11 protein-coding genes and 1 pseudogene are annotated in these 9,205 nt (G+C 37.1%); 10 read left to right on the forward strand and 2 right to left on the reverse strand.

Translation table 11 applies throughout. From position 1 onward, the window contains the following. The 10 genes and pseudogenes from AC1DPQ_RS08920 to AC1DPQ_RS08965 form a co-directional block, all read left to right on the forward strand. Positions 1-188 (forward strand): annotated as a pseudogene (locus tag AC1DPQ_RS08920) (preprotein translocase subunit SecY); the annotation flags it as partial. Between the two features lie 8 nt (positions 189-196). Further along, positions 197-982: a type I methionyl aminopeptidase gene (gene map, locus AC1DPQ_RS08925; protein WP_057932148.1), complete on the forward strand. Its 786-nt coding sequence runs from the start codon at positions 197-199 to the stop codon at positions 980-982. A 71-nt stretch (positions 983-1,053) separates the two neighbouring features. Then, entirely contained in the window at positions 1,054-1,272 is a 219-nt protein-coding gene (gene infA / locus AC1DPQ_RS08930) for a translation initiation factor IF-1 (protein ID WP_010599888.1), read from the forward strand. 1 nt (position 1,273) lies between these two features. Beyond that, positions 1,274-1,390, forward strand: coding sequence for a 50S ribosomal protein L36 (gene rpmJ / locus AC1DPQ_RS08935; protein WP_010599887.1), 117 nt, complete (start codon positions 1,274-1,276; stop codon positions 1,388-1,390). A 68-nt stretch (positions 1,391-1,458) separates the two neighbouring features. Beyond that, positions 1,459-1,836 carry a 30S ribosomal protein S13 gene (gene rpsM / locus AC1DPQ_RS08940; RefSeq protein WP_010599886.1) on the forward strand — a complete coding sequence of 126 codons (378 nt, stop codon included), beginning with the start codon at positions 1,459-1,461 and terminating at the stop codon, positions 1,834-1,836. Between the two features lie 152 nt (positions 1,837-1,988). Continuing rightward, positions 1,989-2,378 carry a 30S ribosomal protein S11 gene (gene rpsK, locus AC1DPQ_RS08945; RefSeq protein ID WP_025145207.1) on the forward strand — a complete coding sequence of 130 codons (390 nt, stop codon included), beginning with the start codon at positions 1,989-1,991 and terminating at the stop codon, positions 2,376-2,378. A 62-nt stretch (positions 2,379-2,440) separates the two neighbouring features. Then, positions 2,441-3,049 (forward strand): 30S ribosomal protein S4, encoded by a 609-nt coding sequence (rpsD, locus tag AC1DPQ_RS08950; RefSeq protein WP_029282720.1) that lies wholly within the window; start codon positions 2,441-2,443, stop codon positions 3,047-3,049. An 85-nt stretch (positions 3,050-3,134) separates the two neighbouring features. Then, positions 3,135-4,127: a DNA-directed RNA polymerase subunit alpha gene (locus AC1DPQ_RS08955; RefSeq protein WP_025145205.1), complete on the forward strand. Its 993-nt coding sequence runs from the start codon at positions 3,135-3,137 to the stop codon at positions 4,125-4,127. Between the two features lie 103 nt (positions 4,128-4,230). Then, entirely contained in the window at positions 4,231-4,755 is a 525-nt protein-coding gene (rplQ, locus tag AC1DPQ_RS08960; protein ID WP_029278659.1) for a 50S ribosomal protein L17, read from the forward strand. Between the two features lie 345 nt (positions 4,756-5,100). Next, entirely contained in the window at positions 5,101-8,070 is a 2,970-nt protein-coding gene (locus AC1DPQ_RS08965; protein ID WP_477608885.1) for a glycoside hydrolase domain-containing protein, read from the forward strand. 254 nt (positions 8,071-8,324) lie between these two features. On the opposite strand, the gene AC1DPQ_RS08970 is transcribed toward AC1DPQ_RS08965, so the two are convergent. Then, on the reverse strand, positions 8,325-8,957 hold the full coding sequence (locus AC1DPQ_RS08970; RefSeq protein ID WP_477583880.1) for a gluconate 2-dehydrogenase subunit 3 family protein: 633 nt from the start codon (positions 8,955-8,957) through the stop codon (positions 8,325-8,327). An 11-nt stretch (positions 8,958-8,968) separates the two neighbouring features. Then, positions 8,969-9,205 (reverse strand): GMC oxidoreductase (locus AC1DPQ_RS08975; protein ID WP_477608887.1); only part of this gene is annotated, 237 nt, incomplete at its 5' end.

Genomic DNA, 9,205 nt, shown 5'->3' on the forward strand with positions numbered 1-9,205 from the left:
GCATTAAACAAGAGTTTGCGCACTTCTTCGGTGGTACTTCTTTATTGATTTTAGTTGGTGTTGTATTGGATACTTTACAGCAGATCGAAAGTTATTTATTGATGCGCCATTACGATGGTTTGATGAAAACGGGTAGAGTTACTGGCAGAACAGGTGTTCCTGCTGCAAGTAGCAACGCAGCGTTGTAGTGTAACGAATGTCTAAAATTTATTACAAATCTCTTGAGGAGATCGAGTTAATAAGAGAAAGTTCCATGCTTGTTTCTAAAACTTTGGCCGAAGTGGCCAAGGTGATAAAAGCAGGCATGACTACTATTCAGTTAGATAAACTAGCCTACGAGTTTATAAGTGACCATGGAGCGATTCCGGCATTTTTAAACTATAATGGTTTCCCTAATTCTTTATGTATTTCGCCAAATGAACAGGTTGTTCATGGTTTTCCAAGCGAATACGTAATCCAGGAGGGCGACTTAATTTCAGTTGATTGTGGGGTTATTAAAAACAATTATTTTGGCGATTCGGCCTATACTTTCTCTATCGGGGAAATTGATGCCGAAAAACAGAAATTGATTGAGGTTACTAAACGTTGCCTGGAATTGGGGATAGAAAAAGCTGTTGTTGGTATGCGTATCGGTGATATCGGTTTCGCTGTTCAGCAGTATGCAGAAGCTAATGGATTTGGTGTAGTAAGAGAGCTTGTTGGGCACGGTGTTGGTGTAAAACTTCATGAGAAACCAGAAGTTCCGAATTATGGGAAACGTGGTGCAGGGCCAAAACTTGAAGAAGGAATGGTAATTGCGATAGAACCCATGATCAATGCAGGCGTAGCCGGTGTTAAATTCCATAACGATGGATGGACGGTAACCAGTAAAGACAATAAACCATCGGCACATTTTGAACACACAGTAGCCGTAAAAAAGGGCAAAGCAGATGTTTTATCAACGTTTTCTATAATAGAAGAAGTTTTACAACAAAAAAAATAAATAATTAAAATTTTTTATTTAATTTTGCAACCCTGTTTAGAAGCAGCTAATTAAGTAACAATCAATAAAATATGGCTAAACAAGCCTCAATTGAACAAGACGGAGTAATAAGAGAAGCATTATCCAATGCGATGTTCCGGGTAGAACTCGAGAACGGGCATGAGATTATTGCGCATATTTCAGGTAAGATGAGGATGCACTACATCAAAATTCTTCCTGGAGATAAAGTTAAATTGGAAATGTCTCCTTATGATTTAACAAAGGGACGCATTACTTATAGATACAAATAAAATGAAAGTTAGATCATCAATTAAAAAACGTAGCGCTGATTGTAAGATTATTCGCCGTAAAGGTAAACTTTACGTAATCAACAAGAAAAATCCTAAATACAAGCAACGTCAAGGGTAATTAAAAATATTGTAATGAACCGCACAACGGTGGCCCGCCGTTCGGAGTTACTCAAAAAATAAATAAATATGGCAAGGATTTCAGGTATTGATTTACCAAGAAACAAAAGAGGAGAGATCGGTTTAACGTATATCTACGGAATTGGCAGAACAACTGCACAACGTATATTAACTACAGCAGGTATCGACTTGAACAAAAAAGTACAAGACTGGTCTGATGATGAGTTATCAGCTATCCGTACAATGATTAACGATGAGATTAAAGTAGAAGGTGCTTTACGCTCAGAGGTTCAGTTAAACATCAAACGTTTAATGGATATTGGTTGTTACCGTGGTTTACGTCACAGAAAAGGTTTACCTTCTCGTGGTCAGCGTACTAAAAACAACTCACGTACTCGTAAGGGTAAGAGAAAAACAGTTGCTAACAAGAAAAAAGCTACTAAGTAATAGATAGATATGAGATATGAGATTTTAGATGTGAGCACCATATCTTTAAAATCTGCTCAAATCTGGAATAAAAGATAAAAAGTAGGATACTGAGTGTCGGGGTAGAGAAAGTCTCATATCTCAAGTCTCATATCTAAAATCTAAAAGATAAAATGGCTAAGAGTAAAAAAGTAACAAAAAAACGTATCGTTGTAATTGAGTCTGTTGGTCAGGCGCATATCAATGCTACCTTCAACAACATTATCGTTACCTTAACAAACAACAATGGACAGACTATTTCATGGTCTTCTGCTGGTAAAATGGGCTTTAAAGGTTCTAAAAAGAACACACCATATGCGGCTGGTCAAGCAGCTTCAGATTGTGGTAAAGTTGCGTTTGATTTAGGTTTGCGTAAAGTTGAAGTATTTGTAAAAGGTCCGGGTTCAGGTCGTGAATCTGCAATCAGAACTTTGCAAGTAGCAGGTATCGAAGTAACATCTATTAAAGATATTACTCCACTTCCTCACAACGGATGTCGTCCTCCTAAAAAGAGAAGAGTTTAATTAATTTTAAAGCTAAGAATCTCAGGTTACAGATCTGACGATACTTTAAAACAGAAAAAAAAATGGCAAGATATACAGGCCCAAAATCAAAAATCGCCCGTAAATTCAGAGAACCAATCTTCGGTCCTGATAAGGTGTTAGACAGAAAAAATTATCCTCCTGGGCAACATGGCTCATCAAAAAGAAGAGGAAAACAATCTGAATATGCTATCCAGTTAATGGAGAAACAAAAAGTAAAATATACTTATGGTGTATTAGAAAAACAATTCAGTAACTTGTTTAAAAAAGCATCTTCTCGTGCTGGTATTACCGGTGATAACTTACTTCAGTTATTAGAAGCACGTTTAGATAACACAGTTTACCGTTTAGGTATTTCAACAACCCGTTCTGGTGCACGCCAGTTAGTTAGCCATAAACACGTTACCGTGAATGGTGAAGTTGTAAATATCCCTTCATATCAGTTAAAAGCTGGTGATGTGGTTGCTGTTCGTGAGAAATCTAAATCTTTAGAATCAATTAGTAACTCAGTTGCAGGTAGAACTATTAATAAGTTTGCTTGGTTAGAGTGGAACGCTAGTGAATTAACTGGTAAATTCTTAACCTACCCTCAACGTGATGAGATTCCTGAAAACATCAAGGAAAACTTAATCATCGAGTTGTACTCAAAGTAATAAATGAACTAGTTAATTACCTCAGAAGGGTAATTAACTTTTTTCATGTTACTATATATTCAATAACGAATTTAAAAAATTATAAATGGCAATTTTAGCATTTCAGAAACCAGACAAAGTGATCATGCAGAAATCAACCGATTTCGATGGCACATTTGAATTTCGTCCTTTAGAGCCCGGTTTCGGTGTAACAATTGGTAATGCCTTAAGAAGAATTTTACTTTCTTCATTAGAAGGTTATGCTATTACTACTATTCGTTTTTCAGGCGTATCTCACGAGTTTTCTACCATGAAAGGTGTTGTAGAAGATTTAACTGATATTATCTTAAACTTAAAACAAGTTCGTTTTAAGAAAACAGGTGATTCAGGTGATTCTGAAAAAGTTTTCATCATCGTTAATGGTCAAGATCAGTTTAAAGCTGGTGATATCACTAAATTCTCTAACAACTTTACAGTTTTAAATCCTGAGCATGTAATTTGCAATATGGATAAATCTGTTACTTTGGAAGTGGAATTAACCATCAATAAAGGACGTGGTTATGTACCTGCTGAAGAAAATAAAGTTGCTGATGCTGTTGTAGGTGTAATCGCAATCGATTCGATTTATACTCCAATGAAAAATGTAAAATACACGATCGAAAACTTTCGTGTTGAGCAAAAAACGGATTATGAAAAATTGGTTTTAGATATCTCTACTGACGGTTCAATTCATCCAGAAGAAGCATTAAAAGAAGCGGCTAAGATCCTTATCCAACACTTTATGTTATTCTCTGATGAGAATTTAGTATTAGAATCTCAAGCTAAAGAAGAAACTAAAGAAGTTGATGAGGAAATTTTACACATGCGTAAAATCCTTAAAACTGAATTGGTAGACATGGATCTTTCAGTTAGAGCATTAAACTGCTTAAAAGCTGCTGATATCCGTACTTTAGCTGATTTAGTTTCTTACGATGTTGCTGATATGTTAAAATTCAGAAACTTCGGTAAAAAATCTTTAACAGAGATCCAAGAATTAGTAAAATCAAAAGGTTTATCATTTGGTATGAACCTGTCTAAATTTAAATTAGACGAAGAATAAACGCATTGCGCCATGCGCTTAGCGCTGAATAAATTATTATTTCACAGTGTATAATTCCCTCAGCTTAATTGCAACGAGACGGTATACACTCAATTAAAAAACAATGAGACACGGTAAAAAAGTAAACCACTTAGGTAGAACCGCAAGCCACAGAAAGGCGATGTTAGCTAACATGGCTTCATCACTTATTTTGCACAAAAGAATTACAACAACTTTAGCTAAAGCTAAAGCTTTACGTACTTATGTTGAGCCAATTATCACTAAATCAAAAAATGATACTACTCACTCACGTCGTACAGTATTTGCTTATTTACAAGATAAAGAAGTAGTAACAATCTTATTCCGCGAAATTGCTGAGAAAGTTGCAAACCGTCCAGGTGGTTACACTCGTATCATTAAATTAAACAACCGTTTAGGTGATAACGCTGAAATGGCTTTAATTGAATTGGTAGACTATAATACAGTTTACGGTAAAGATGCAGAGGTTAAAGAAGAGAAGAAAACAACTCGTCGTGGTAGAAGTAAAGCTACTGCTGCACCTAAAGCTGCTGAAGCGAAAGCTGAAGTTGCTGAAGAAGTTGCGCCTGCTGAAGAAGCTCCTGCTACTGAAGAACCAAAAGGAGAATAATTTTATTCACCTTAAGATTAAAAAAGTCCTGTTCGAAAGAGCAGGACTTTTTTTGTGCCGTTTTGTGCTGTCAGATGTTATTCTGTGGCGTCAGATGTTACCATCTGACAGTTTGTTAAAAATAAATTAGATCTTAAGAATTTCTTCTATGTGTCAGATGGCAACATCTGACACCACTATGAATCTATGGCATAACTCCATTAGGCACATGATAGCCACTAATGAACTATTGACCAATGAACTATTGAACTATTGAACCAAATAAATCAAACGTTTGTCTCATTTTTTCATTACATAGCTTTATTTTAGCTAGGTATCTATAAATTAGCCGAAAACAAATTTGAAATGAAATTCAGGCTTTTTCTATTACTCTGTCTTTTCGGACAGCTATCTCTTAATGCACAAACATTAAAATACACCAATGGTAACAATGACTGGAATCCCGATTCTTTAGGTAACCATAGAGTTGTGGTGCAGTTTGCTGGTACAGGCCAAATTGCCCATGCTAAAATCGATTGGCGCCGGAGAGATGAACATCCAGAACTAAAAGGAATCATCGTACAAGATGCCAGTGGTAAAACTGTTTCGGTAGTGGGCACAGATAAATTGACAAGAGAAAGTGCTGATATTTATTTCGAAGCACCTGGAGCTGGAAAATATTATGTTTACTACCTCGCTTATAAAAATGAGGGAAGAAGTAATTATCCGAAAGGAGTTTACTTAAAGCCTAAACAGGCTGACCAGGCATGGTTAAGGGCGGCAAAACAGGTTAAAGTGAATACATCTGTTGTAGAGATCCAGTCTATCGATGCTTTCAACTCTTTTTACCCAATGGAAGTAATTGCCACTGGCAAAGAAACGGCTGCAATAAAGGCCAAATATGCTTCAGAAGCTTTTGTCGTTTTTCCAGAGGACAGAATGTTTCCGATCAAAATGCAGAACGATTTACCTTATCGCTGGGTGCAAAAAGGCGCTGCAAATACTTTTACAGGATCGGCTGGCAAAGGTGAAAACTATGCTTTTCAATTAGGCGTATTTGCTTTAAAAGATCTGAAAAATGTAGTGGTTAGCTTCGGTGATTTAAAAAATTCAGCCGGAAAAGTAATTTCTTCAAAATACATTAACTGCTTAAATACCAATGGAACAAGTTATGATAACAAACCTTTGGTCGAAAATGTAAATGTAGCCTCTGGCAAAATTCAGCCGATGTGGATTACGGTCAACATTCCTAAAAATACTGCTGCAGGTATTTATGCTGGAAAATTTACAGTTAAAGCCAATGGGAAATCGAAAGTAATCGATGCCAAAATTACAGTAGGCAACGAAGTTTTGGCCGATGCTGGGGTAGGAACCCCAGATAAACAGACTCGCTTAACCTGGCTAAATTCTACTTTAGCACAAGCGAATACGGTTGTAGCACCATATACGCCACTAACAGTTGATGGGAATGTAATCTCGCTTTTAGGTAGAAAGTTCGAAATTAATACCGATGGTTTTCCTAAGCAGATTCAAACGCTCTTTAATGCAGAGATGACGGCTTATAGCGAAAAACCTAATAATATCCTTGCAGAACCTATCCACTTTCACTTTTTTAATACGCCAAAAACGCAGGAGAAATTTGTACCTAGTAATTTTCAGATCACCAGTAAAGAAGCTGGAACCGTAAAGTGGACGGCCACCAATACTTCTGAAAACCTGAGAATGGATTTAGAAGGTGCTTTAGAGTTTGATGGCTATGTACATTATGTAGTTAAGGTAACCGCGTTAATGGATGTTGAATTTAGTAATGTCGATTTTCATATCCCATTTGATAAGGGCTCTACTAAATATTTGATGGGCCTAGGTGAAAAAGGTGGTGTTAGACCAGATACTGTAAAATGGAAATGGGATGTAGCGAGTAAAAACCAGGATGCCGTTTGGATCGGGAACGTAAATGCAGGCCTGTATTACAACTTAAGAGATGAAAACTATGTTCGCCCGCTTAATACTAATTTCTATCTTCAAAAGCCCTTATTATTGCCTAAATCGTGGGGTAATGGTAATAAAGGCGGCATCCAGATTAATGTTAAAGGAAGTTCGATGCTTGCCGACAATTTTACTGGTGCTAGAAGCATGAAAAAGGGTGATGTGTTATACTACAATTTCAATTTACTGATCACACCTTTCCATTTACTTAACACCGATTTTCAATGGGACAATCGTTTTTACCATAAATATGGCGATTTAGATACGATCAAAGCTAAAGGTGCAACGGTGGTGAACATTCACCATGCCACGCCGATCAACCCTTGGATCAATTATCCATTTATCGAATGGAAAAAGATGAAAGATTATATCGGTAAAGCACACTCAAAAGGATTAAAAGTTAAAATTTATAATACGGTTCGCGAACTTTCTAACCATGCATATGAGTGGCCGGCTTTAAGGAGTTTAGGTACTGAAGTATACTCTCCTGGTAAAGGAGGAGGCTTTAGCTGGCTACAGGAACATTTAGATTCCAATTATATTGCTGCCTGGTTTGTTCCTGAAATAAAAGACGCGGCCGTAATTAACAGCGGAATGAACCGTTGGCACAACTATTACGTAGAAGGAATGAATTGGTTGGTAAACAACGTTGGGATTGATGGTGTATACTTGGATGATGTGGCATTTGACCGTGTAACCATGAAGCGTATAAAACGTGTATTGACACAGGATAACCACCCGGGGATTATCGACTTGCACTCTGCGAATCAATACAATAAAAGTGATGGCTTTAACAATAGTGCCATTTTATACCTGGAACATTTCCCTTATTTAAACCGTTTATGGTTTGGCGAATATTTCGATTACCAAAAAAACAATCCCGATTTCTTTTTAACAGAGGTAAGCGGAATACCTTTTGGATTAATGGGAGAGATGTTACAGGATGATGGAAACCCTTGGCGTGGTATGATTTATGGCATGACAAGCCGCTTGGGATGGTCTGACAAAAGTGACCCAAAACCATTATGGAAAGCCTGGGATAATTTCGGCATAAAAGGATCTGAGATGATCGGTTACTGGAGCGAAAACTGTCCGGTTAAAACCGATAACCCTAAAGTATTGGCAACTGTTTATAAACAAAAAGGTAAAACAATGATTTCATTGGCAAGTTGGGCAGAAGCAGATATAAAGGTTAATTTAACTATCGATTGGGCGAAGCTGGGGTTAGATGCCGGGAAAGTAAAAATAGCAGCTCCTGCAATTGACAAGTTTCAAACTTCGGGAAGTTATCCTGATGGAAAATTTATTCCTGTTGAAAAAGGAAAAGGTTTGATTTTGATTGTAGAGTAATATTTTATTGGCCGTCACCCTGAACTTGTTTCAGGGTCTTTATTACAATAAATAAAAGAAGTCAAGTTTTTTAAACTTGACTTCTTTGGTATAAGATTATATTTTCCATGTACTGTGGTTCGGAATCTTCACAAACCGCGTAATTCACAACGGTCGTCATTGCGAGGAGGAACGACGAAGCAATCTTACAACGATCGCTACTAGCTGGCGCATTAAGACTGCTTCGTGCCTCGCAAAGATGATTTTTTTTGCAATTATACTTTCACATTCTCCATTCCGTACTGTTTCAGTACATCTGCTGGAACACCAGCCCACTGGTTTGGCGCATTGCCTACATAACCAATATCTTTTACACCAATTTCTGTAGTGTAAAAACCTGATGCTGTTAAGTTTCTCATTCTATTGAAAAAAGTTACACCCGCCTGCATTTCCGGTCTGGCTTTTTTAGGGTATGCAATTTCATCTACAATCGAAATTTGTTGATCCTTTGATGCCTCAACAAATGATTTTTGGAATTTATTAAAGCTATATACATCCAGCCATTTCAGGCCGCCACGCATCGGTACTTTATGTTCAGGAATATCTTTTACAATAAATTCGATAAATTCTGGCACTTTAGCATCAGATGCACTGCCCGATACATCATCTTTAGGAATAATAATGTCGGCAAGAACTGTAATGGTAGCCATTTCATGTTTAGTGAAAAAGGTTTCAGCTTTTAATTTCTTATCACGGTCTATTTCCCATTGTTCTCTTCCGGCTTCCTTTGCGGTTTCTTCAGGTGCGGCTACTTCTGTTTTTGTTTCAGGTTGTTTACAGGCCTCTAACAATACCGCAGTACTAACAGCTGTTAAACCTAATGCTTTTATGGAATCACGTCTATTCATATGGTAATTCTTTAAATGTTTTGTTTTTTCTTTTGAGCTAAAATATATTCGGCTGTACGCATCGAAAGCGCTAAAATCGTCCAGGTGGCATTTTTATCACCTTGTTGAACAAACGGACCCGCATCAACCACAAATAGGTTTTTACAGTCGTGTGCCTGGCAATATTTATTCAAAGCCGATTTTTTAGGATCGTCGCCCATGCGGATGGTTCCAACTTCGTGAATAATTTTTCCGGGGTTGAGTAAACC

Source organism: Pedobacter sp. 01T416_2 (assembly GCF_056398925.1).

Bases quoted from the DNA above. Each gene is read 5' to 3' on its own strand.
- map (WP_057932148.1), top strand. From the start codon at position 197: ATGTCTAAAATTTATTACAAATCTCTTGAGGAGATCGAGTTAATAAGA.
- infA (WP_010599888.1), top strand. From the start codon at position 1,054: ATGGCTAAACAAGCCTCAATTGAACAAGACGGAGTAATAAGAGAAGCA.
- rpmJ (WP_010599887.1), top strand. From the start codon at position 1,274: ATGAAAGTTAGATCATCAATTAAAAAACGTAGCGCTGATTGTAAGATT.
- rpsM (WP_010599886.1), top strand. From the start codon at position 1,459: ATGGCAAGGATTTCAGGTATTGATTTACCAAGAAACAAAAGAGGAGAG.
- rpsK (WP_025145207.1), top strand. From the start codon at position 1,989: ATGGCTAAGAGTAAAAAAGTAACAAAAAAACGTATCGTTGTAATTGAG.
- rpsD (WP_029282720.1), top strand. From the start codon at position 2,441: ATGGCAAGATATACAGGCCCAAAATCAAAAATCGCCCGTAAATTCAGA.
- AC1DPQ_RS08955 (WP_025145205.1), top strand. From the start codon at position 3,135: ATGGCAATTTTAGCATTTCAGAAACCAGACAAAGTGATCATGCAGAAA.
- rplQ (WP_029278659.1), top strand. From the start codon at position 4,231: ATGAGACACGGTAAAAAAGTAAACCACTTAGGTAGAACCGCAAGCCAC.
- AC1DPQ_RS08965 (WP_477608885.1), top strand. From the start codon at position 5,101: ATGAAATTCAGGCTTTTTCTATTACTCTGTCTTTTCGGACAGCTATCT.
- AC1DPQ_RS08970 (WP_477583880.1), bottom strand. From the start codon at position 8,957: ATGAATAGACGTGATTCCATAAAAGCATTAGGTTTAACAGCTGTTAGT.